The organism is Prauserella oleivorans (assembly GCF_042685745.1).
Taxonomy (GTDB): Bacteria; Actinomycetota; Actinomycetes; order Mycobacteriales; family Pseudonocardiaceae; genus Prauserella_A; species Prauserella_A oleivorans.
On sequence record NZ_JBHUNT010000001.1, the window covers coordinates 5,702,632 to 5,724,316 of the forward strand.

At 71.3% G+C, this 21,685-nt stretch carries 20 protein-coding genes; 9 read left to right on the forward strand and 11 right to left on the reverse strand.

The genetic code is table 11. The features are described 5' to 3' along the window. Positions 1–80: 80 nt before the first annotated feature. The 6 genes from ACFSZT_RS27980 to ACFSZT_RS28005 all read right to left on the reverse strand — a co-directional run bounded on the left by ACFSZT_RS27980 (position 81) and on the right by ACFSZT_RS28005 (position 5,891). Positions 81–947, reverse strand: a complete 867-nt coding sequence (locus tag ACFSZT_RS27980; protein ID WP_377392982.1) for a siderophore-interacting protein — start codon at positions 945–947, stop codon at positions 81–83. After that, complete coding sequence (locus tag ACFSZT_RS27985) at positions 944–1,219, reverse strand: phosphopantetheine-binding protein (protein WP_377392979.1); 276 nt, start codon at positions 1,217–1,219, stop codon at positions 944–946. The genes ACFSZT_RS27980 and ACFSZT_RS27985 overlap by 4 nt, the downstream gene beginning before the upstream one ends. Next, on the reverse strand, positions 1,220–1,891 hold the full coding sequence (locus ACFSZT_RS27990) for an isochorismatase family protein (RefSeq protein ID WP_377392976.1): 672 nt from the start codon (positions 1,889–1,891) through the stop codon (positions 1,220–1,222). Further along, entirely contained in the window at positions 1,891–3,540 is a 1,650-nt protein-coding gene (locus tag ACFSZT_RS27995; RefSeq protein ID WP_377392973.1) for a (2,3-dihydroxybenzoyl)adenylate synthase, read from the reverse strand. The genes ACFSZT_RS27990 and ACFSZT_RS27995 overlap by 1 nt, the downstream gene beginning before the upstream one ends. Before the next feature lie 73 nt (positions 3,541–3,613). Beyond that, entirely contained in the window at positions 3,614–4,828 is a 1,215-nt protein-coding gene (locus tag ACFSZT_RS28000) for an isochorismate synthase (protein WP_377392970.1), read from the reverse strand. Positions 4,829–5,162: 334 nt separating this feature from the next. Then, positions 5,163–5,891 (reverse strand): hypothetical protein, encoded by a 729-nt coding sequence (locus tag ACFSZT_RS28005; RefSeq protein WP_377392967.1) that lies wholly within the window; start codon positions 5,889–5,891, stop codon positions 5,163–5,165. A 73-nt stretch (positions 5,892–5,964) separates the two neighbouring features. On the opposite strand from ACFSZT_RS28005, the gene ACFSZT_RS28010 reads away from it, so the two are divergent. The 5 genes from ACFSZT_RS28010 (at position 5,965) to ACFSZT_RS28030 (ending at position 10,588) form a co-directional block, all read left to right on the forward strand. Continuing rightward, positions 5,965–6,255, forward strand: coding sequence for an SAV_915 family protein (locus ACFSZT_RS28010; protein ID WP_377392964.1), 291 nt, complete (start codon positions 5,965–5,967; stop codon positions 6,253–6,255). Positions 6,256–6,325: 70 nt separating this feature from the next. After that, entirely contained in the window at positions 6,326–8,101 is a 1,776-nt protein-coding gene (locus tag ACFSZT_RS28015; RefSeq protein ID WP_377392961.1) for an acetyl/propionyl/methylcrotonyl-CoA carboxylase subunit alpha, read from the forward strand. Positions 8,102–8,189: 88 nt separating this feature from the next. Further along, positions 8,190–8,609, forward strand: a complete 420-nt coding sequence (locus ACFSZT_RS28020) for a DUF1707 SHOCT-like domain-containing protein (RefSeq protein WP_377392958.1) — start codon at positions 8,190–8,192, stop codon at positions 8,607–8,609. Positions 8,610–8,618: 9 nt separating this feature from the next. After that, positions 8,619–9,146 carry a GNAT family N-acetyltransferase gene (locus tag ACFSZT_RS28025; RefSeq protein ID WP_377392955.1) on the forward strand — a complete coding sequence of 176 codons (528 nt, stop codon included), beginning with the start codon at positions 8,619–8,621 and terminating at the stop codon, positions 9,144–9,146. After that, on the forward strand, positions 9,143–10,588 hold the full coding sequence (locus ACFSZT_RS28030) for a class I adenylate-forming enzyme family protein (protein ID WP_377392952.1): 1,446 nt from the start codon (positions 9,143–9,145) through the stop codon (positions 10,586–10,588). The genes ACFSZT_RS28025 and ACFSZT_RS28030 overlap by 4 nt, the downstream gene beginning before the upstream one ends. Here ACFSZT_RS28030 and ACFSZT_RS28035 read toward each other — a convergent pair. After that, entirely contained in the window at positions 10,569–12,278 is a 1,710-nt protein-coding gene (locus ACFSZT_RS28035) for a glycerol-3-phosphate dehydrogenase/oxidase (protein WP_377392949.1), read from the reverse strand. The genes ACFSZT_RS28030 and ACFSZT_RS28035 overlap by 20 nt on opposite strands. A gap of 199 nt (positions 12,279–12,477) precedes the next feature. Here ACFSZT_RS28035 and ACFSZT_RS28040 point away from each other — a divergent pair, with 199 nt between their 5' ends. Together ACFSZT_RS28040 and glpK are read left to right on the forward strand one after the other, a co-directional pair. After that, complete coding sequence (locus ACFSZT_RS28040; protein ID WP_377392946.1) at positions 12,478–13,485, forward strand: MIP/aquaporin family protein; 1,008 nt, start codon at positions 12,478–12,480, stop codon at positions 13,483–13,485. A gap of 22 nt (positions 13,486–13,507) precedes the next feature. Next, complete coding sequence (gene glpK, locus ACFSZT_RS28045) at positions 13,508–15,019, forward strand: glycerol kinase GlpK (RefSeq protein ID WP_377392943.1); 1,512 nt, start codon at positions 13,508–13,510, stop codon at positions 15,017–15,019. 49 nt (positions 15,020–15,068) lie between these two features. Here glpK and ACFSZT_RS28050 read toward each other — a convergent pair whose 3' ends face one another. Beyond that, positions 15,069–15,836: a VOC family protein gene (locus ACFSZT_RS28050; RefSeq protein WP_377392940.1), complete on the reverse strand. Its 768-nt coding sequence runs from the start codon at positions 15,834–15,836 to the stop codon at positions 15,069–15,071. 102 nt (positions 15,837–15,938) lie between these two features. On the opposite strand from ACFSZT_RS28050, the gene ACFSZT_RS28055 reads away from it, so the two are divergent. Beyond that, a complete protein-coding gene (locus ACFSZT_RS28055; protein ID WP_377392937.1) occupies positions 15,939–16,793 on the forward strand; it encodes a phosphotransferase in 855 nt (284 codons plus the stop codon). A gap of 227 nt (positions 16,794–17,020) precedes the next feature. Here the strand turns inward: ACFSZT_RS28055 and ACFSZT_RS28060 are convergent, their stop codons facing one another. Further along, positions 17,021–18,421, reverse strand: coding sequence for an NAD(P)H-quinone dehydrogenase (locus ACFSZT_RS28060; protein WP_377392934.1), 1,401 nt, complete (start codon positions 18,419–18,421; stop codon positions 17,021–17,023). Positions 18,422–18,518: 97 nt separating this feature from the next. Here ACFSZT_RS28060 and ACFSZT_RS28065 point away from each other — a divergent pair, with 97 nt between their 5' ends. Continuing rightward, the gene (locus ACFSZT_RS28065; protein ID WP_377392931.1) at positions 18,519–18,971 is read left to right on the forward strand and encodes a gamma-glutamylcyclotransferase; all 453 of its coding nucleotides are present in this window, start codon (positions 18,519–18,521) and stop codon (positions 18,969–18,971) included. Positions 18,972–19,004: 33 nt separating this feature from the next. On the opposite strand, the gene ACFSZT_RS28070 is transcribed toward ACFSZT_RS28065, so the two are convergent. Continuing rightward, positions 19,005–19,358: a DUF559 domain-containing protein gene (locus ACFSZT_RS28070; RefSeq protein ID WP_377392928.1), complete on the reverse strand. Its 354-nt coding sequence runs from the start codon at positions 19,356–19,358 to the stop codon at positions 19,005–19,007. An 822-nt stretch (positions 19,359–20,180) separates the two neighbouring features. After that, positions 20,181–21,473 (reverse strand): amidohydrolase, encoded by a 1,293-nt coding sequence (locus tag ACFSZT_RS28075; RefSeq protein WP_377392925.1) that lies wholly within the window; start codon positions 21,471–21,473, stop codon positions 20,181–20,183. Positions 21,474–21,685: the final 212 nt, after the last annotated feature.

A 21,685-nucleotide genomic window follows, 5' to 3' on the forward strand; every position in this document is an offset into this window, starting at 1 on the left:
TTTCCTCGGTTTCCGGGGCAGGCCGGGAGTGGCCTGGCAGGGGGTGGTACCTCAGACGAGCGGACCCGCCTTGTGAGCGGTCAGTGCCCGTCGTGGTGCTCGTGGTCCTCGTCGTAGTCGGCCACGCCACGTTTCCAGTAGCCGGTGATGTCGTAGTCGCGCCGGTCGAGCCGCAGCTCGTCGCGCACCCAGCGGCGCAGCGGTTTCAACGTCCCCGCCTCGCCGGCCATCCACACGTACAGCCGGTCCTGTGTGGACACCGGCAGGGCCCGGACGGTCCGTTCGAGGACGTCGCTGGTCCCGGGTGGACGTTCGCCCCGGTGCACCCAGCGCACCTCGAACCCGCTCGGCGCGACGAGCTCGATCTCCTCCGCGGGGCCGGACACCTCGATCACGGCCCAGCCGGCCGCGGTGGGCGGCAGCTCCTCCAGCCGGCGCGCGATCGCGGGCAGCGCGGTGATGTCACCCGCCAGCAGGTACCGGTCATAGGTGAACGGCACGATCAGACCACCGGGCGGGCCCGCGACGTGCACGCGCTCACCCGGCCGGGCCGTCTTCGCCCACTCCGCCGCGAGGCCGCCGTCGTGCAGGGCGATGTCGATGTCCAGCTCGCCCGCCGCCGGGTCGTAGGCCCGCACCGTGTACTCGCGCGACGTCGGCGACGGCCGCGGCCAGCGCAGCATCAGCCCGTCCGGCTCGGGCAGGCGCAGGATGCCGTCGGGGTCGGCGAAGATGAGCTTGACGTGCTCGTCGGGCGCGTGCGCCTCGAAGCCCTCCAGCCCGGGGCCACCCAGGGTCACCCGCAGCAGGCCCGCCCCGACCGGACGGGTGCGCAGCACCTCGACCGCGCGGACCCGGATCGGGTAGCCCACCTTCTCGGCGACGGTGCCCGCCCGCACCTCGGCGATGCGGTCGAGGTGCCGGTGCCGGTGGTCGACGCGGGTCACGCCTGCGCCTCGCCGGTGACCAGCGTGATCCAGTGCGCCAGCTCGGGACGTTCCGCGAGATCCGGGAACTCCACCTCGTTCGCGCCCGCCGCCCGCCAGCGCTCGATGAGGCTCATGATGCGGATCGAGTCCAGGCCGAGGTCCAGCAGGTTCTCCTCCATCCCGATCTCGGCCGGGTCGCGGCCGAGCAGCTCGGCCACGTCGGCGCGGATCCGCTCGGCGGACAGCGCGGTCGTGCCGTTCACAGCGGTCAGGTCGTTCGTGTTGCTCATTCAGCTCACTCCTGTGGGGATCGGGGCGGTCAGCCCGGCCAGCGTGGCGGCGGTGGTGGTGACCACGCCGCAACGCTGGGCCACGTACTCGCAGGCCTGGTCGTGGCGGGCGCGGGAGAAGTCGGCGACCGCGTCGGCGACCAGGAACGGCCGGATGTCGCGCATGAACGCCTCCAGCGCGGTCGCCTGGCAGCCGATGTGGGCGTAGACACCGGTGACGAGCAGCTGGTCGCGTCCGGCGGCGGCGAGCCGGTCGGCGAAGTCGCTGCGCTGGAAGGCGCTGTAGCGCCACTTCACCAGCACGGTGTCGCCCGGGCCCGGCGTCAGTTCGTCGACGATGTCGGCCGCACGCGGGTCGTCGTCGATCACCGCACGCATGCCCTCGCCCCAGAACTCGGTCTGCAACCCGCGCTCGGACTGGCGTGGCCTGCCCGGCTGCGCGGTGAAGTACACCGGCACCCCGCGGTCGCGGCAGGTCTCGATCAGGCGGGCGATGTTGGCCACGACCTCGGGCACGGGCGCGCCGGCGTAGGGCGCGAGGAAGTACCGCTGCATGTCGTGCACCAGCAGCGCCACCCGATCCGGCTCCACGCGCCAGTCGGCACGGCCGGCGGGCAGTTCGTCCGAAGTGGGCAGACCATAGGGCTCGATCTTCGGCAACGACAACGACATCACCCCTCCTTCGCCTGGGCCGCGAGCACCGCCCGCAGCTCCCGTTTGCTCGTCTTCCCGACGCCCGTCACCGGAAAGTGGTCGACCACGACGACGCGGTCGGGGATCTTGAACGCGGCGACCCCGCGTTCCCGGACGAACCGGCGCAGGTCCGCCTCGGCGGGCTTGGCATCCTCGACCGGCACCACGTAGGCGCACGTGCGTTCGCCGAGGTACTCGTCGGCCACGCCCACCACGGCGGCGTCCAGCACCTCCGGATGCGCCATGAGGTGGTTCTCCACCTCCTCGGGCGCGACCTTCTCGCCACCGCGGTTGATCTGCTCCTTCACGCGGCCGACGACCTCGACGTGCCCGGAGGGGTGGAACCGCACGAGGTCGCCGGTACGGTAGAAACCGTCCCGGGTGAAGGCCTTCGCGTTGTGCTCGGCGGCACGGTAGTAGCCGCGGATGGTGTACGGCCCGCGCGTGAGCAGCGCACCGGCCTGCCCCGGCTCGACGACATCGTCCGAGGAGGCCTCCGGGTCGTCCGGATTCACCACGCGGATCTCGTCGTCGAGCGAGATCGGCCTGCCCTGGGTGGAGAGCACCAGCTCGTCCGGATCGTCGAGCCGCGTGTAGAACACCAGGCCCTCGGCCATGCCGAACACCTGCTGCAGCCGGCAACCCAGCGCCGGACCGATCCGCTCGGCCAGTTCCCTGCCGCACTTGGCCCCGCCGACGAGCAGAACCTCCAAACTGGACAGATCACGCGTCGTCCGGCCCGCCGCCTGCACCCAGGCCGCGGCGAGCGGCGGCACGACCGCGCTGATCGTCACACGCTCGGCCTCGATGAGCCGGAACGCCGTGTCGGCGTCCGGTCGCGGCGAGAGCACCACGGTCGCACCCGCGTGCAGCACACCCAGCACTCCCGGCGAGCTCATCGGATAGTTGTGCGCCACCGGCAGCGCCACGAGATACACACTGTCCGGCCGCAGCCGGCAGATCCGGGCGCTCTCGCGGACGCTGTAGAGGTAGTCGTCGTGCGTGCGCGGGATCAGCTTCGGCAACCCGGTGCTGCCGCCGGAGAGCTGGAGGAACGCCACGCCGGCCGGGTCCGGGTCGGGCAGGTCGATCGGCTCGGCGGCCTCCATCGCCGCGAACTCGTCGGTGCCCACCACGAAGACGTCCCGCAGCGTCGGCACCTCGTCGGCGACCGCTCGGGCGGCCGCCGCGTAGTCGTGCCGTTCGTGCTCGCCGACCGTGACGATCGCCGCCGCCTCGGCGTGCTCGGCGAAGTGCTTGAGCTCGGTGTGCCGGTGCGCGGGCAGGGCGAACACCGGCCACGCGCCCAGCCGCCACAGCCCGAAGATCACCTCGAGGAACTCCGGGATATTCGGCAGCTGCACGATCACGCGGTCGCCCGCCCGGATGCCGCGGCCGGCGAACCCGGCGGCGAGCCGGTGCGCGCGTTCGTCCAATTCGGAGTACGTCCAGCGCACCTGGGTTCGGGTGGCGGGACTCTCCCCCACCACGGCGGTGCGGCTCGCGTACGCCGTCGCCAGCCCCGTCAGCCACCTGCCGAACGTCTGCCCCTGCCAGTACCCCAGCGCGCGGTAGCGGGCCGCGTCCTCGGCAGGCCAGGGCGTGTGGTCCGGGCCCGACCCGATCATGCGGCCTCCTCTGTGTCTTGTGGGACACCCACACCCGGTCGGCCTTCATGATCAAAAGCTTCGCGATGGTCGATCATGCGGCCTCCTCTGTGTCTTGTGGGACACCCAGCGCACGCAGGAGCGTCCGGAACTTCGCGCTCGTCTCGGCGAGTTCGGCCGCGGGATCGGAGCCCTCGACGATGCCGGCACCGGCGAACAACCGCACCGTGCGGTCGCAGACCTCGGCGCAGCGGATGGTCACCACCCACTCGCCGTCGCCGTTCTCCGCGGTCCAGCCGACCAGACCGGAGTAGTAGCCGCGGTCCTCCGGTTCGAGCTCCGCGATGGTCCGCCGCGCGGCCTCGGTCGGGACGCCGCACACAGCCGGGGTCGGGTGCAGCGCCTCCGCGAGCGCCAGCGACGACGAGGCGGGGTCGCCCGCATCGGCCAGGCGGCCGGTGATGCGAGAGGACAGATGCCACATGGTCGGGGTCCCGATCACCTCCGGCTCGGCCGGGACGTCGAGGTCGGAGCAGAAGCGGCCGAGCACCTCAGCGACCTGCGCCGCGACGTGCGCATGCTCGGCACGGTCCTTTTCGGACGCGCGCAGTTCCGCGATCAGCCGCCGGTTCTCCTGCTCGTCGGCCACGCGGGGACGCGATCCGGCCAGCGGGTTGGCCACGACGCGGTCCCCCTTGCGCGACACCAGCAACTCCGGGCTGGCGCCGAGCAGCGTGCGGGTGGCCGGATCGCCGGGCTCGGTGACGTCGACGGCGAACGCGTGCGCGGCGGGATTGGCCCGCACCAGTCGCGCCAGCAGCGGCGGCACGGCGACGGGAGCATCCGTGGTGAGCTCGAGTGCCCGTGCGAGCACGACCTTGCGCAGCTCTGCCCGGCCGATCCGGTCCAGCGCCTCCTGGACGGCCATGGTGTAGACCTCCGGCTCGGGCCGTGGCGTGACCGACCACGTCACCGGACCGACACCCGGCCGGCGTGGTTCTGCTTCCCCCTCCGGCGGCGCGGCGCGGCGCACCACCGCCGGCACGACGAGGGAAGCCTGCCCGTCCGGGCGGAAACCGATCGCCCCGACGGCGATCGGTTCCGGCACCCCGGCAGCCGCCGCGTCGGCCAGGGCCTGCGCCGTGGCACCCGCTCGCGACCCGGACTCCGCCCGCACGGACGTCACGACGCCGTCGGCGAGCAGGGTGCCACCGGCCGAGGAGTAGTAGAACGATCCGGGCAGGTAGGCGGTCAGCAGGTCGGCCGCCCGATGGCGAGGCCGGGGCCGGGTCAGGACAGGTGAGGACACGTCACATAACTCCCTAAGCACGCACGTCGATCACGGCAGGCGGGGAAGCGCTCCCCGCGGCACGACAAAGGGGTCGGTGGGTGCCGGGGACCGCGGAGAACCGCTCGATCGCCCACTCGACTTCATGGCTGCGATCTCACCGCCCGTGGTTGCATCGATCCCGAGTAACTCTATGGTTAGCCTTACCTAACGGCGAGTTCGTACCGTACGTTATGAGAAGTCGTCGCGAAAGCCGGTCGTATGAGACCCAGCTCACAGCCAACGTGACCGGGTTGGCGCAGTGTGGCGGCGCGGCGGCCGGCCCTTGCCGAGCGCCGGAGCCGTCAGCCTGCGTTCACGGGCACTCGGTGAGCTCGTAGGACTCCACGTCGACCTCCGGCCAGTCGCGCAGCGAGCCCGGCGAACCGTAGGTCTCCGTGCACCCGACCTGCCTGCCCCCGAGGTCGAACACCTCCCCGAGCACGGGCGCCTGCTGGCAGGCGGCGGCACTGTCCGTGCCGGCGCACTCGTGGCGCACCACGACCACCTCGGGCACCTCGTCACCGGTCGCGTCGTCGAGCACCACACTGCCCGCATCGGAGAAGTAGGGCCGCTGGTCGGACCGCCAGCTGTCACCACGCCAGACGTGCACCTCGCCCGCCATGCCGCCGTCATGCGGACCCCGCACGAGACACACGGGGGTGTCGCTCGGCGGGCAGCGCAGCGAGTCGCGGTTGAGCCGCACGCCCATGGCGGTGATCGTCACCTCCGCCACACTCCCCGACGACGGGCCGCCTGCGCGCAGCCGTCCGGTGCCGCCGTCGGCGTCCGCGAGCAGCTCCACCGGCATGCCGTTGACCGATGCCGACGCCACCACGCGGCACGGGTCGTCACCGCAGCCCGAGTTCGCCGTGGACGTCGGCATGGACAGCCCTCCGCGGGCCGGCCGGGCGGCGTCCGGGCGCAGCAGCGCCGCGGTCACCAGCGATCCCACGGCCACGACCACGGCCAGCACCACGGTGACCAGCACCGGCCTGGGCGGCCGCGCCGCCGAACGCGTGCGCGCGGACGACACCGAAGACACCGACGACCTCCTCCCTCGGTCCACCGCGTGAGCGTAGGGGAGGTGACGCTGCGTGCACGTCTATGTTGGCGGCGTGACGAATCCACACCTGCCGCCGGTCGTGTACCTGCCCACCGGCCCGCACGCCGGACCGGACACCGCCGAGACCCACGTCCAGCTGCGCCGGACCCGGGACGGCCGCCTCGCGCTGCTCGCGTTCTCCGCCGTCGACCGTCTCGTCGAAGGCTGCGGCGAGCACCAGCCGTGGATGCTGGTGCGCACCGAGCACCTGCCGAAATTGCACGAGTCCCAGCCCTACGACGTCATCCTTCTCGACGGGGCCATCCCCGAGGAACTGCGGCAAGCGGCCCCACCAGGGGCGTGAGCCTCCTCTCACCGATGGCGCACGGGCGGACCGTAGACTCCACGCCAGAGCAGCGAACAGGGAGGTAAGCGTGCCGGAGCCAGCCAGCGTGACGAAGGTGCTCATCGCCAACCGTGGCGAGATCGCTGTGCGCGTGATCCGAGCCGCGAAGGACGCAGGCATCGCCAGTGTGGCCGTCTACGCCGACCCCGACCGCGACGCGCCGCACGTCCGCATGGCCGACGAGGCCTTCGCCCTCGGCGGGAGCACCGCGGCCGAGAGCTACCTCGTGTTCGACAAGCTGCTGGATGCCGCGAAGCGCTCCGGCGCCGACGCGGTGCACCCCGGGTACGGCTTCCTCTCCGAGAACTCCGACTTCGCCCAGGCCGTCATCGACGCAGGGCTCACCTGGATCGGCCCGAGCCCCCAGGCGATCCGCGACCTCGGCGACAAGGTCACCGCCCGGCACATCGCCCTCAAGGCGGGTGCCCCGCTGGTCCCGGGCACCAAGGACCCCGTCCAGAACGCCGACGAGATCGTCGCCTTCGCCGAGGAGCACGGGCTTCCGGTGGCCATCAAGGCCGCGTTCGGCGGCGGCGGCCGTGGCCTCAAGGTCGCGCGCACCATGGAGGAGATCCCGGAGCTGTTCGAGTCGGCGACCCGCGAGGCCGTCGCCGCGTTCGGCCGCGGCGAGTGCTTCGTCGAGCGCTATCTCGACAAGCCCCGGCACGTCGAGGCCCAGGTACTGGCCGACAAGCACGGCAACGTCGTCGTCGTGGGCACGCGCGACTGCTCGCTGCAGCGCAGGCACCAGAAGCTCGTCGAGGAGGCGCCCGCGCCGTTCCTCACCGACGAGCAGCGCGCCACGATCCACTCCTCGGCCAAGGCCATCTGCAAGGAGGCCGGCTACTCGGGCGCGGGCACGGTCGAGTACCTCGTCGGTGTCGACGGGACGATCTCGTTCCTCGAGGTGAACACCCGCCTGCAGGTGGAGCACCCCGTGTCCGAGGAGACCACCGGCATCGACCTCGTGCGCGAGCAGTTCCGGATCGCCGAGGGCGGCACCTTGCCCTTCACCGAGGACCCGCAGCCGCGCGGGCATGCCATCGAGTTCCGCATCAACGGCGAGGACGCGGGTCGCAACTTCCTGCCCGCGCCCGGCACGGTCACCAAGCTCGTCTTCCCCGAGGGCCCCGGCGTGCGCGTGGACTCCGGTGTGGAGGAGGGCAGCGTCATCGGCGGCCAGTTCGACTCGATGCTCGCGAAGGTCATCGTCACCGGCGCCGACCGGCAGCAGGCCATCGAGCGCTCGCGGCGCGCGCTGGGCGAGATGGTCGCCGAAGGCCTGGCCACCGTGCTGCCCTTCCACCGCGCGATCCTCGACGACCCCGCGTTCGTCGGCGACGGCACCGGCTTCTCCGTCCACACCCGGTGGATCGAGACCGAGTTCGACAACACCATCGAGCCGTTCACCGCACCCACCGAGGCCGACGAGGAGCCCGAGGAGCGGCAGACCGTCGTGGTGGAGGTCGGCGGCCGCAGGCTGGAGGTATCGCTGCCTGGCGACCTCGCGCTCGGCGGCGGCAACGGTGGCGGCGCCAAGAAGGCCAAGCCTCGCAAGCGGGCCGGTGGCGGCAAGGCCGCCGCGAGCGGCGACGCGGTCACCGCCCCCATGCAGGGCACCATCGTGAAGGTCGCGGTGTCCGACGGCCAGCAGGTCGAGGCGGGCGAACTCATGGTGGTGCTCGAGGCGATGAAGATGGAGAACCCGGTCACCGCGCACAAGTCGGGCACCGTGACGGGCCTGGCCGCCGAGGTGGGCTCCGCCGTCAGCCAGGGCGCCGTGCTCCTCGAGATCAAGGACTGAGTTCACCGCCCGGTGACGGCCGGGCGAACTCTGAGAACCCGCTCAGCTGCCGTGGCCAACCCGGTCCGCGCCGACCTACCATCGACGTGTGCCCGCCGATCGACCGGAGTTGCGGCTCAGCGACGCTGAGCGGCAGGAGGCGCTGGACGCGCTTTCCGAACACGTGCGCACCGGGCGGCTCGACCTGACCGAGTTCGACGAACGCTCCCAGCAGACGAGCGTGGCGAAGTTCCGCCGGGACCTGGAGCCGCTGTTCGCCGACCTGCCGGACCCGAAGCCGAGCGTGCTCCTGCCCGGACGCGCGGTGCAGCGTCCGCGGCCGCCCGCTCCGGCGCCGGTGGTCCCGTGGCGCCAGCGCGTGGCGGCGAGTGCCGTGCCGGTCGCGGCGGTGCTGGCGATCGTCCTGTTCTTCACGGTCGCGCGCGGCGCCCTCCTCGTCTTTCTGCTGCCCGCCCTCGTCGCGCTCATCGCGGGCTCGCTGGCGAACAATCGCTGCCGGCGGTTCTAAGATCCCCGCGTGGAACCGGTCGAGCTCAACACGGGCGTCTACCAGCTGCGTCAGTTCCGCGCGGACGACCGCGTCGACGACCGGCCCGCCCTCGTCGAGGCCTTCGCCGACCCGCTGCACCAGCGTTTCGTTCCCGGCATCACCGTCGACACGCCCGAGGCGGCGGAGAAGTACCTGGCCCACCGCGCGAGTGGCTGGGCGCGCGGCGAGCGATGTTCGTGGGCGGTCGCGTCGGCGGCGACCGGCGCGTTGCTGGGCGAGGTCGGGCTGAAGGCGCTGGACCTCCACGACGGGCGCGCCGAGGCGGCGGTGTGGGTGCACCCGATGGCGCGGGGGCGCGGGGTCGCCGTCACCGCGCTGAGCGCGGCGCTGCGATTCGGCTTCGGCACGCTGGGCCTGCGCTCGGTGGACTACCTGCACGAACCGGGGAACCACCCCTCGGCGGCCGTGGCGCGGCGCTGCGGGTTCACCTACCGCGGGGCTGATCGCAACGGAGTGGACGTCCGCTGGACCCGGAATCGCGGCAGCGCCACATGACCACCGTCGGGCCCGGGCACAGCTACTTCCTCACCCGGATGCTCGACGTGCTCCGGCACGGCGGCGACACGCCCGCGTTCGTCCGGGAGGGGCGCACCACGAGCTACGCCGAGGCGTACGAGTTGCTGCTTGGCCTGCACGGCACGCTGGCCGCTGCCGGGATCGGCGAGGGCGACGTGCTGGCCGTGCTCGGCGGCAACCGGCCCGAGACGGTCCTGGGCCAGCTCGCCGCCCAGCTCCTCGGCGCCACCGTGCTGCTCGTTCCGGCGTCGGCGAGCACACCCGACCGCAACGCCGTGCTGCGCGCCGCCGACGTCACCGCGTACGCCGTGGCCGACGGATCGCCCGTGGACGGTCCACACCGGACTATCCGGCTGCGTCCGTCCGATGTGCACGCCGAGGTCCGGCTGCCTGCCGGCGTGCACACGCTATTCGCCTCCGGCGGCACAACGGGCGCACCGAAACTCATCAGCCACCGCGGCATCTACGATGGCATGGCGCACATCTTCCGGCCCGATCCGCAGGGTGCCCATCGGGTACTGCTCGTGGCCCCGCTGTCGCATCTCACCGGCAACTGCTCGGCACTCGGCGCGCTGCTGTGCGGGGACACCGTCGTGCTGCACGAGGGATTCGACGCGGAAGCCGTCCTGCGCTCGATCGCCGCCAACCGCATCACGCACCTGTCGCTGACGCCGCCGCGGCTGGCGCGCCTGCTCGACCACCCGGCGCTGGCCCGGACCGACACCAGCAGCGTGCGAGCGCTGTCGCTGGGCGCCAGTCCACTGCCCGCGCGCCGGCTCGAGCAGGCCCTCGCGGTGTTCGGGCCCGTCGTCGGGCAGGGGTACGGGCTCACCGAGGCCCCGATGATCGCGAGCATCAGCGCGGCCGAGTACGAGGGGCATCCCGAGCGGCTGCACTCGGTGGGCCGGATCGTGCCCGGCATGGAGGCCCGCATCGAGAACGGCGAGGTGCTCGTGCGCGGGCTCGCGCTCATGGACGACTACCACGGTGCCGCCGAGCTCACCGACCGTGCGTTCACCGACGGCTGGCTGCGCACCGGCGACCTCGGCCGCTTCGACGCCGACGGCTACCTGTACCTGCTCGACCGCGCCGACGACGTGATCGTCACCGGCGAGCACGGCACCAAGGTGCACTCGACCGTCGTGGAGGACGCCCTCACCGGGCATCCGCTGGTTCGCGAGGCCGCCGTGTTCGGCGTGCCCGGCCCGGACGGCATGCTCGTGCACGCCGTCGTGGCGGCGGACCCCGGCCTGACGGCCGGTGCCGTCCGCGACCACGTGCGCACCGTCCTGGGCGGCGAGCACTTCGTGCCCGTGCACGTCACGGTCACCGACGCGCTGCCCCTGACCCCGATCGGCAAGGTCGACAAAGCGGCACTGGCCGGGCGGCGCGGCCGGCGTGTCAGCCGACCGGCTCGATGAGCTTGCCTCGTGCCTCCGGGGCAGCCGAGCGCCGCTCGTCGGCGGCCTCGTCGTTCGGCTGCTCCTGGGAGGCCCGCTCGGCCTCCACCCGCGCCCGGTAGACCTCGACCTCGCGGGCGACGGTCTCCGGCGACCAGCCCAGCACCTCGCCCACGAGCTCGGCGACCTGCTGGGCACAGTCCACTCCGCGGTGCGGGTACTCGATCGAGATCCGCGTCCGCCGCGCCAGCACGTCCTCGAGGTGCAGCGCGCCCTCGTGGCTGGCCGCGTACATCGCCTCCACGCGCAGGTAGTCGGGGGCGTGCTCGATGGGTTTCAGCAGCTCGGGCCTGCCCTCGGCCAGGCCGAGCACCTCGCCGACGAGCGAGCCGTACCGGTCGAGCAGGTGCCGCACCCGGTACGGATGCAGCCCGTGCGCCGTGGCCAGCTGGTCGGCCTGGTTCACCAGCGCGTGGTAGCCATCCGCGCCGACGAGCGGCACCTTGTCGGTGATCGACGACTGCACGCGCGTGGGCAGGTCGACGGCCGCGGCGTCCACGGCGTCGGCGGCCATCACCCGGTAAGTCGTGTACTTGCCGCCCGCGATGGCCACCAGTCCGGGCGCCACCCGCGCCACGGCGTGCTCGCGGGACAGCTTCGAGGTCTCCTCGCTCTCCCCCGCCAGCAGCGGGCGCAGGCCCGCGTAGACGCCCTCGATGTCGTCGTGGGTCAGCGGCGTGGCCAGCACCGCGTTGACGTGCTCGAGGATGTAGTCGATGTCGTGCTTGGTGGCGGCGGGGTGCGCGAGGTCGAGGTGCCAGTCGGTGTCGGTGGTGCCGACGATCCAGTGGTTTCGCCACGGAATGACGAACAACACCGATTTCTCGGTACGAAGGATCAGACCGGTCTCCGACACGATCCGGTCCCGCGGGACGACGATGTGCACACCCTTGCTCGAGCGCACGCGGAACCGGCCGCGGCTGCCGGACAGCCGTTGCAGCTCGTCGGTCCACACACCGGTGGCATTGACGACGGCGTCCGCCCTGACCTCGGTCTCCCGCCCGTCCTCGACGTCTCGCACCCGGACCCCGGACACGCGGTCGGCCTCGCGCAGGAACTCCACCACCTGCGTGGAGGTGCGCACGACAGCGCCGTAGTGCGCGGCCGTCCTGGCGACGGTCATGGTGTGCCGGGCATCGTCGGCCTGCGCGTCGAAGTAGCGGATGCCGCCGATGAGTGCGTCCCGTTTCAACGCGGGCACCATGCGCAACGCCCCCGCCTTGGTGAGGTGCTTCTGTCCGGGCACCGACCGGGCGCCGCCCATCGTGTCGTACAGCAGCAGACCCGCCGCGGTGTACGGCCGTTCCCAGACCCGGTGGGTCAGCGGATACAGGAAGCTCACGGGCTTGACCAGGTGCGGCGCGATCCGGGTCAGCATCAGCTCCCGTTCCCGCAAGGCCTCCCGCACCAGGCCGAACTCGAGCTGTTCCAGATACCGCAGCCCGCCGTGAAAAAGCTTGCTCGACCTGCTGGACGTTCCCGAAGCGAGATCACGCGCCTCGACGAGCGCCACCCGCAGGCCCCGCGTGGCCGCGTCGAGCGCCGTTCCCGTGCCCACCACGCCCCCGCCGATGACGACGAGGTCGAAGCTCTCGCTGCTCAGCCGCTGCCACGATTCCTCGCGGTTCGCCGGTCCCAACGACACAGTCACTGTTCGCCTCCTCGCCACGGCAGATGCCCGTCGTGAAACCGCGACGGCCTCCTGAAAGGAGCTTCCCACGCCGGGCGGTATGCAATCACCCCGGTGTTGCCGCCCTGAACGAGGAGCTCGGTTCAGATCTTGTCCCAATTCGAGGCGCGGAGCACGATGAACTCCAGGGACAGCGAAGTCCTGAAACCGGAGGTGCGGCATGAGTGCGACAGACACCCGAACCCGGACGAACGGCTTGGCCAGGCTACGTCAAACCACCGGCGGCGAGTTGATGGCCGAGTTCCTGGGGACGGCGATACTTATTCTCCTCGGCTGCGGCTCCGTTGCCGTGGCACTGGCAGGCCTGCCGGGATCCGGCAGGCAAACCGCGGACTTCGGTCCCGCCAACTGGCTCATCATCGCCTTCGGCTGGGGTCTGGCCGTGGTCTTCGCCGTGTACGCCGCGGGCGGCGTCAGCGGCGCGCACATCAACCCGGCGGTCACCCTGGCCATGGCGGTACGCCGAGGATTCCCTTGGGTAAAGGTGGTGCCCTACTGGATCGCGCAGGTGGTCGGCGCGTTCGCCGGCGCCGCGGTGGTCTACGCCGTGTACTACGACGCCATCAACGCGTTTCTCACCGAGGCGGGGACACCGAAGTCCGGCGACGTACCCACGTTCTCCATCTTCGCGACATTCCCGGCGGAATACTTCGGTAGCGGAATATGGGGCCCGCTGGTCGACCAGATCGTCGGCACCGCGATTCTCGTCATGCTGGTGGCGGCGCTGATCGACAGCCGGAACCAGGCGCCGCAAAGCAACTTCGGGCCGTGGGCGGTCGGTTTCGTCGTCGTGGCGATCGGACTGAGCTTCGGCACCAACGCCGGGTATGCGATCAACCCCGCTCGCGACTTCGGCCCCCGCATGCTCGCCTACATCGCCGGATGGGGTGAGGCCGCATTGCCCGGCAACGGCGAATGGTTCAGCAACTACTGGTGGATCCCCATCGCGGGTCCCCTGGTCGGTGGTGTCGTCGGCATCCTGATCTACGACTTCTTCATCGGGCAGGTCCTCACGGCCCGCGAGACACTGACCGGTGTGACGCCGCCACCTCCGGGACGCGTCCCCGAGGACACCGACGAGGCGATGACCCGGACCTCGTCCGAGGGCCGGCCGACGGAGGGCACGACGTCGGAGACAATGCCGCCGCGGACAGGCGCGTCGGAGTAGAGAGCCGGAGAAGGGAAGCAGCATGGCTTCATATGTGGCCGCGGTCGACCAGGGCACCACCTCGACCAGGACGATGATTTTCGACCACTCCGGCAACGTCGTCTCCGTCGACCAGCGCGAGCACGAGCAGATCTTCCCGAAGGCGGGCTGGGTCGAGCACAACGCCGAGGAGATCTGGGCCAACACCAGGGCGACGGCGGCAGGCGCCCTCGCCAACGCCGACCTCACGGCTGCCGAGATCGCCGCGGTCGGCATCACCAACCAGCGCGAGACCACGCTGGTGTGGGACCGCAAGACCGGCAAACCGGTGTACAACGCCATCGTCTGGCAGGACACGCGGACCGACCGCATCGTCAACGAGCTGGGCGCTCTCGGCGGTGGGCAGGAGCGGTACCGGGAGAAGACGGGCCTGCCCCTGGCTACCTACTTCTCCGGCCCCAAGATCAAGTGGATCCTGGACAATGTGGACGGTGCACGGCAACGTGCGGAAGCCGGTGACCTGTTGTTCGGCAACATGGACACCTGGGTGCTGTGGAACATGACCGGCGGGCCCGACGGCGGTATCCACGTCACCGATCCGACCAACGCCTCCCGCACCATGCTCATGGACCTCGACACGCTGTCGTGGGACGAGAGCATCGCCGCCGACATGGGCATTCCGCTGTCGATGCTGCCGGAGATCCGGTCGTCGTCGGAGGAGTACGGCAAGGTGCGCGAGCGTGGTGCGCTCGCCGGCGTGCCCATCGCGGGCATCCTCGGTGACCAGCAGGCGGCGACGTTCGGGCAGGCCTGCCTCTCCCCCGGCGAGGCGAAGAACACCTACGGTACCGGCAACTTCGTGCTGCTCAACACGGGCACGGAGAAGGTCCTGTCGCAGAACGGCCTGCTCACCACGGTGTGTTACAAGATCGGCGACAAGGACACGGTGTACGCGCTCGAGGGCGCCATCGCGGTCACCGGTTCGCTGGTGCAGTGGCTGCGGGACAACTTGCAGATGATCACCTCGGCCGCCGAGATCGAGGAACACGCCCGCACCGTCGAGGACAACGGCGGCGCGTACTTCGTCCCGGCGTTCTCGGGCCTCTTCGCGCCGTACTGGCGCTCCGACGCGCGCGGCGCGATCGTCGGCCTCACCCGGTACGTCAACAAGGGACACCTGGCCCGCGCGGTGCTGGAAGCCACGGCCTTCCAGACCCGTGAGGTGATCGACGCCATGAACGCCGACTCCGGGGTGCCGCTCAAGACGCTCAAGGTGGACGGCGGCATGGTCGTCAACGACCTGCTGATGCAGTTCCAGGCCGACATCCTCGGCGTGTCCGTGATCCGGCCGAAGGTCGCCGAGACGACCGCGCTGGGTGCCGCGTACGCCGCGGGCCTCGCCGTCAAGTATTGGGAGAGCGAGGAGGACATCCGCAGCAACTGGGCCAAGGACAAGCAGTGGGAACCGTCGATGGACGAGAGCCGACGGGAGCACGAGTACCACAACTGGAAGAAGGCCGTCACGAAGACCTTCGGCTGGGTGGAGACCGACTGACCTGCCCGGAGCGGAAGCACGGGGAGCTCGGCGCCGTGCTCCCGCTCCGTCAGGACGTCTCCGGTGCCGTGATGAGGTGGAAGCCGGCGCCCTGGTTGTCGCCGACCAGGGCGATCCGGCCGAACGGCGAGTCGCGCGGCTCCCGCACGAGCCGGCCGCCGACCTCGGTGACCCGGGCGACGGTCTCGTCGGTGTCGGCCGCGGCGAAGTAGACCGACCAGTGCGGGTCCTCGGCGGGCGCGTGGACGATCCCGCCGACGACGTTCTCGCCCAGCTTCAGCACGGCACCCCTTATGCCACCCGCGGATACGTCGTCGAAGGCGTAACCGAACGTGCCCGCGTAGAACTGCTGCGCGCGTTCGAAGTCGCGTACGCGGCACTCGTTCCAGCAGACGGTGCCTGCCACGTTCGCCACCCCGACGCCCCGGTGCTCGCCCGCCTGCCAGAGCCCGAATGGGGCGCCGTCCGGGTCGGTCGCCATCGCGAGCCTGCCCGCCGACCACACGTCCATCGGCGCCACCGTCACTCGTCCACCGTTCTCACTGATCCGGGAGACGGCCCGGTCGACGTCGGACGTGGCGAGATACGTGGTCCACGCGGCGGGCGCGTCCTCCTGTCCCGCCGGCATGCTGCCGACTCCGGCGACCGACCGTCCGCCGAGCGAGGCCAGGAGGTAGTTGCCGGTCTCGTCGCCCTGGTCGGCGAAGTCCCAGGCGAACAGCGCGCCGTAGAAGTCGATGGCCATCCGTGGGTCGGGCGCCGCCAGCTCGACCCAGCACGGTGTCCCATCGGGCCACGGGGTGTCGCGAGTCACCATGGCCGTACTCCCCTCGCCGGCGGTCTCCTGTCCAGTGTCGCCCGGACAGCAGTGGCACGCGCGGCTCGCGCTGCCGCGCGCGGGTGACCCTACGATCACCGCGTGCCCGACGCCTTTCAGCGCCTGTCGCACCGGCAACGCTCGCTGGTCGCCGAGTGGCTGCCGGGCGCCGTCGTGGAGGCGGACCTCGGCTGGGGCCTGGTGGAGACCACCGTGCTCGCCGTCTCGGCACGCGGTGAGCGGTTCGTCGTCAAGGCCGGCGGCCCCTCGGACCGGTCTGTCGCGCGGGAGATCGACGCCCACCGGAACTGGCTCGGGCCGTGGACCGCGATCGGCCGGGCTCCGGCGCTGGTCCACCACGACGCCGGCGCCAAGCTGCTCGTCACCGAGTACCTCCCCGGCACGTTGGTCCTCGATACCCCGCACGCCGCACAGCCCGGCATCTACCGGCAGGCGGGCGAGCTGCTGGCCGCCTTCCACGCACAGACCGCCGTCGTGGACGACCGGCACGAGCAGCAGGAGAACGAGCGGGTCCTGGCGTGGCTGGACCGTCCGCACCGGATCTCCCCGACGACCGCCCACCGGATCCGGGCGATGATCGAGCGGTGGCCGACCCCGCCCGCCGTGCTGGTGCCTACGCACGGCGACTGGCACACGCGCAACTGGCTGGTGGACGGCGGCACGCTCAGCATCATCGACTTCGACCGGGTCGCCCTGCGCCCGGCCGCCACCGACGTCGCGCGCCTGGCGGGCAACGAGTTCCGGCGGTATCCCGGTACGGAGGGGGCATTCCTCGCGGGGTACGGCCGCGACCCCCGGGAACCCGAGGCGTGGTTCCGGCTGCGGGTGCGCGAGGCGGTGAGTACCGCCGCGTGGGCGTACCGGGTCGGCGACGAGGCCTACGAGGCACACGGCCACCGGATGATCGCCGAGCTGCTGGCCGAGCACCCGGCCTGACCAGCCGCGGGGCCGTCAGGTAGCCGTGTCCGCCGCCCACGTAGCCGTGTCCGCCGCTCGCGTCACCGTGTCGGCCGTTCCCGTAGCCGTGTCGGCCGTTCCCGTAGCCGTGTCCGCCGCCCACGTCACCGTGTCGGCCGCTGGCGCTCCGAAACGACGTCGGGCCTAGGGGCGTACCGTCCACGTCCGAGCCACGGGAGCGGCCGGGATGCCGGCCGGTGCCCGGGTCAGTCCAGGTCGTCGTGGCGCATGAGCTGGCGGCCCGCCTCGGTGATGGAGCCGGACAGCGACGGGTAGACCGAGAACGTCAGCGCCAGGTGTTCCACCGTGAGCTGGTTCTGCACGGCCAGCGCGATCGGCAGGATCAGCTCGCTCGCACTCGGCGCGACCACGACTCCGCCGACGACCACACCGGTCGCGGGCCGGCAGAACAGCTTCACGAACCCCTGGCGCAGGCCCTCCATCTTGGCGCGGGCGTTGGTGGCAAGCGGCAGCATGATCGTGCGCGCGGGCACCTCGCCGGAGTCGATGGCCTGCTGGCTGATGCCGACCGTGGCGATCTCCGGGTGGGTGAACACGTTCGCGGCGACCGTGCGGAGCCGGATCGGGGCGACGCCCTCGCCGAGCGCGTGCCACATCGCGATGCGACCCTGCATGCTGGCCACCGACGCGAGCATCATCACACCTGTGCAGTCACCCGCCGCGTAGACGCCGGGCGCGCTCGTGCGAGACACGCGGTCGACCGGGATGAACCCGCCGGGGCCGGTCTCGATACCCACGCGGTCGAGGCCGATGTCGCTGGTGTTCGGCACCGATCCGACGGTCATCAGCGCGTGGCTGGCATCGATGGTCCGACCGTCGGTGAGGTGGATGGTCACGCCCTTCTCGGTGCGTTCGACCCGGTCGGCACGGGCGTGCTTGACCACCGTGGTGCCACGCTTGGAGAACACCTCCTCCAGGACGGCGGCGGCGTCGGCGTCTTCGTGCGGGAGCACCCGGTCGCGGCTGGAGACGACGGTGACCTTGACGCCCATCTCGGTGTAGGCCGAGGCGAACTCGGCACCCGTGACGCCGGAGCCGATCACGGCCAGGTGCTCGGGCAGTTCCGGCAGGTCGTAGAGCTGACGCCAGTCGAGGATGCGCTCGCCGTCGGGCACAGCGCCCGGCAGCACGCGTGGCGTGGCGCCGGTGGCGATGAGGACGACGTCGGCGTCGAGCACCTCGTCGACCTCCTTGCCGGTGACGCCCACCTTGTGCGTGGCCAGGCCGGGCTCCGAGTCACGGAAACGAGCCTCGCCCGTGATGACCCGCACACCCTCGCGCTGCACGCGGGCGCGGATGTCGGCGGACTGGGCGAGCGCGAGGCCACGCACCCGGCCATGGACGGTGGGCAGGTCGACCCGCGTGTCGGCGAGGTCGACGGCGATGCCCAGCTCGCGGTATCCGTGCAGGCTGGCGCGGGCGCCCGAGGAGGCGATGAACGTCTTCGACGGCACGCAGTCGTAGAGCACGCAGGCGCCACCAAGACCATCACGCTCGACGACCGTCACGTCGGCTCCGTGTTGCGCCGCGACCAGTGCGGCCTCGTAGCCGGCCGGTCCGCCGCCCATGATCACGATCTTGGTCACCCTGTGTCCCTCCTCGTCCAGGCCTCCGCGCCCACTTTAGGCCGCGACTTGCGGAGTGGGACCGTTCGGGGGAGGACGCGGCAGTTACGCTGTCGCCGTGCCCCTGTATGCCGCGTATGGGTCCAACATGGAACCCTCCCAGATGGCGGAGCGAGCCCCGCACTCGCCGATGGCGGGAACCGGTTGGCTGGAAGGCTGGCGGTTGACCTTCGGCGGCGAGGACCTGTTGTGGGAAGGCGCTCTGGCGACGATCGTCGAGGATCCGAACTCCCGTGTGTTCGTGGTGCTCTACGACGTCACCCCGCTGGACGAGGCCGCGCTGGATCAGTGGGAAGGCGGCGACCTCGGCCTGCACAACAAGATCCGGTTGCGGGTACAGACCATGGACGGCTCGGTGCTGGCGTGGCTGTACGTGCTCGACGCCTACGAGGGCGGCTTGCCGTCCGCGCGCTACCTCGGTGTGCTGGCCGATGCGGCGGAGGCCGCGGGCGCGCCCGCCGACTACGTCGACGACCTCCGCACCCGCCCGTGCAAGGGCATCGGCCCGTAACGCAGGCGAACGTCACCGTGTGCGCGACCCGCGTCAGCGTGTCTGCTGTCCAGGTCGCCGTGTCCGCCGATCCCGTAGCCGTGTCGGCGGTTGCCGTAGCTCGACGTCGCGGCCACGCCTCCTGAACGCCTCGCGCAGCTGCTCGAGTATCACCGCCGGGTCGGCGAAAGCGTCCTTGCGGACACGGACCGTGATCCATCCCCGGTCGGCCATTCGCCGGTCACGCTCGGCGTCGTATGTCGCCCGGTCCTCGTGGGCCTCGTACCCGTCGTATTCGAGGCCGACGCGCACCTCCGGCCAGGCGAGATCCAGCACGTACAGTAGCCGCCCGTCCAGGGTCGTGATCTCGTACTGCGGCGTCGGCAGCGGAAATCCCGCGTCCACCACCAGCAGACGCAGCCGGCTTTCCTGCGGTGACTCCGATTTGCCTGTCGCGAGCCGCAGCAACGCCTCGCCGGTCGAAACCCCTCGGCGATCATCCGCACGGCCAGCCGATTCGCGATGTCCGCGACGAGGTCACGACCCTCGGCGTCCGTCAAACCCGCCAACGCCTGGTCGAGGCAGGCCAGCGCCACCCAGCGGGTTTCGACGCACAGCAACTCGGTCAGCGTCGCGGGCAAGGACAGCAATGGCAGCCCGTGGCGGTACTCCACGTCGTCGTCGGAGAACCGATCGCGGTGCACGACGAGGCCCGGTTTCGACCGCACCGAGCTCGTGTACGGCGTCGTGACATGCACATCTGCGCATTCAGCCGCACTGCAGCCATGCAACGACGCCGCGGTGTTCCGCGAAAGCACGGCCGTCGGTCCGGACGCCAGTAGCCCGGCTGTCGCGCGGGTGACGAGGTTGAGCGCCCGCCGGCCGTCCATGACGACACCCCGCCACGGCTGCACGAGCACGCCGTTGCGCAGCGCGGATCGGAGCGCGTGCTCCCCGATGGCCTTCGCGATGTCTTGACGGCGAGCCACGCCGCATCTCGCCCATGTCGGTTCCAGCATTCACTCAGCGTGCGCCGCGTCGACACGCCGTTGCGGCCTGTGGGGAAATCTGTGGATAACCACAGGCGCTGTGGATAACTCGGTGTGGTAACCCACATTGGCTCGGGCATGGCTACCGGAACCGCACACACGCCTACCGGAACCGCAGACACGCCTACCGGAACCGCAGACACGGCTACCGGAACGGCAGACACGACCCCCAGCCCGGGTCTCAGGACGCCAGAGCCGCCAGAGCGGTGTGCACCAGCACGCGGGCGCCGGTCAGCAGGGCGCGCTCGTCGGCTTCGAAGGTCGGCTGGTGCAGGTCGCGCATCGGGCCCTCACCAGGCCAGACGCCCAGCCGCGCGAACGCACCCGGCACGTGCTCCAGGTACCAGCCGAAGTCCTCGCCACCGGACGACTGCTCCGTGCCGGCCAGCGCTTCGGTGCCGAGAGCGGCCTCGATGCCGGCGCGCATCACCGCCGTGCTCTCCTTCTCGCTCACCACCGGAGGCACACCGCGCCGGTAGTTGAGCTCGTAGCCGACACCCAGCGGCGCGAGCAGCGACTGGATCGACGACTCGACCAGCGGCTCCAGCGCGGTCCACGTGTCGTGGTCGGCGGTGCGCAAGGTGCCCCGCAGCACGCCCTCCTGCGGCACGGCGTTGGCCGCCTCGCCCGCGTGCACGGCTCCCCACACGAGCACGGTCCCCGAGCGCGGGTCGACCCGGCGCGAGAGGAGCGACGGCAACGACGTGATGACGGTGCCGAGCGCATGCACGAGGTCGGCCGTCAGGTGCGGGCGGGACGTGTGCCCACCGGGGGAGGTGAGCCGCAGTTCGACGAGGTCGGCGGCCGAGGTCAGCGCACCGATGCGCGTGCCGACCTGGCCGACCGGCAGCCTCGGGTCGCAGTGCAGGCCGAAGATGCGGTCCACGCCGTCGAGCACCCCGACCTTGATCGCGTCGAGTGCGCCACCCGGCATGACCTCCTCGGCGGGCTGGAAGAGCAACCGAACCCGGCCGGGCAGCTCGTCCGCCGTGGCCAGCGCCATCCCGGCCGCCAGCAGTGCGGTGGTGTGGACGTCGTGGCCACAGGCGTGCGCGACGCCGTCGACGGTCGAGGCGAACGGCAGCCCGCTCGCCTCCGTCAGCGGCAGCGCGTCCATGTCCGCCCGCAGCGCCACGCAACGGCAGCCCTCGCCGATGTCGCACACCACGCCGGTGCCGGTGGGCAGGACGCGCGGCTTGAGCCCGGCCGAGCGCAGCAGGCCGACGACCAGCTCGGTGGTTCCGTACTCGCGACGGGCCAGCTCGGGGTTGGCGTGGATGTGCCTGCGCCAGGCGATGACGTCCGATGCATGCGCGGCGAGCCAGGTGTCGAGCCAGCAGGGGCCCCTGCCCGCGCCCAGGTCGACCGCCGGCGCCACGCTCACACCCGCCTCGGTGAGCAGAGCCTCGGATGAACCGGCCGACGAGCCATCGGGCTCACCCGGCACTTCGGGTCGCGAGTCGAGAACCGTCACGCCACACCTCCGCACGAGCCCAGCGCGCCATCCGTGTGCACGACTGTCTCGCACTGGGAAATCGTTGCTGTACGCATTTGCTTTACAGTTTTGCACCAAACAGGTGAGCGGCAGACCCGGATGTCGTAGCGACGAGACCGACGGTAGCCGCCTTGCGCTGAACGGCTACGCAGAGTTCGGCGTCACTGTTCGCCGCGCTACAGGCCGGCGGC

Coding starts and splice junctions, on each gene's coding strand:
- ACFSZT_RS27985 (WP_377392979.1), bottom strand. CDS start 1,219: ATGAGCAACACGAACGACCTGACCGCTGTGAACGGCACGACCGCGCTG.
- ACFSZT_RS28030 (WP_377392952.1), top strand. CDS start 9,143: ATGACCACCGTCGGGCCCGGGCACAGCTACTTCCTCACCCGGATGCTC.
- ACFSZT_RS28040 (WP_377392946.1), top strand. CDS start 12,478: ATGAGTGCGACAGACACCCGAACCCGGACGAACGGCTTGGCCAGGCTA.
- glpK (WP_377392943.1), top strand. CDS start 13,508: ATGGCTTCATATGTGGCCGCGGTCGACCAGGGCACCACCTCGACCAGG.
- ACFSZT_RS27990 (WP_377392976.1), bottom strand. CDS start 1,891: ATGTCGTTGTCGTTGCCGAAGATCGAGCCCTATGGTCTGCCCACTTCG.
- ACFSZT_RS28050 (WP_377392940.1), bottom strand. CDS start 15,836: ATGGTGACTCGCGACACCCCGTGGCCCGATGGGACACCGTGCTGGGTC.
- ACFSZT_RS27995 (WP_377392973.1), bottom strand. CDS start 3,540: ATGATCGGGTCGGGCCCGGACCACACGCCCTGGCCTGCCGAGGACGCG.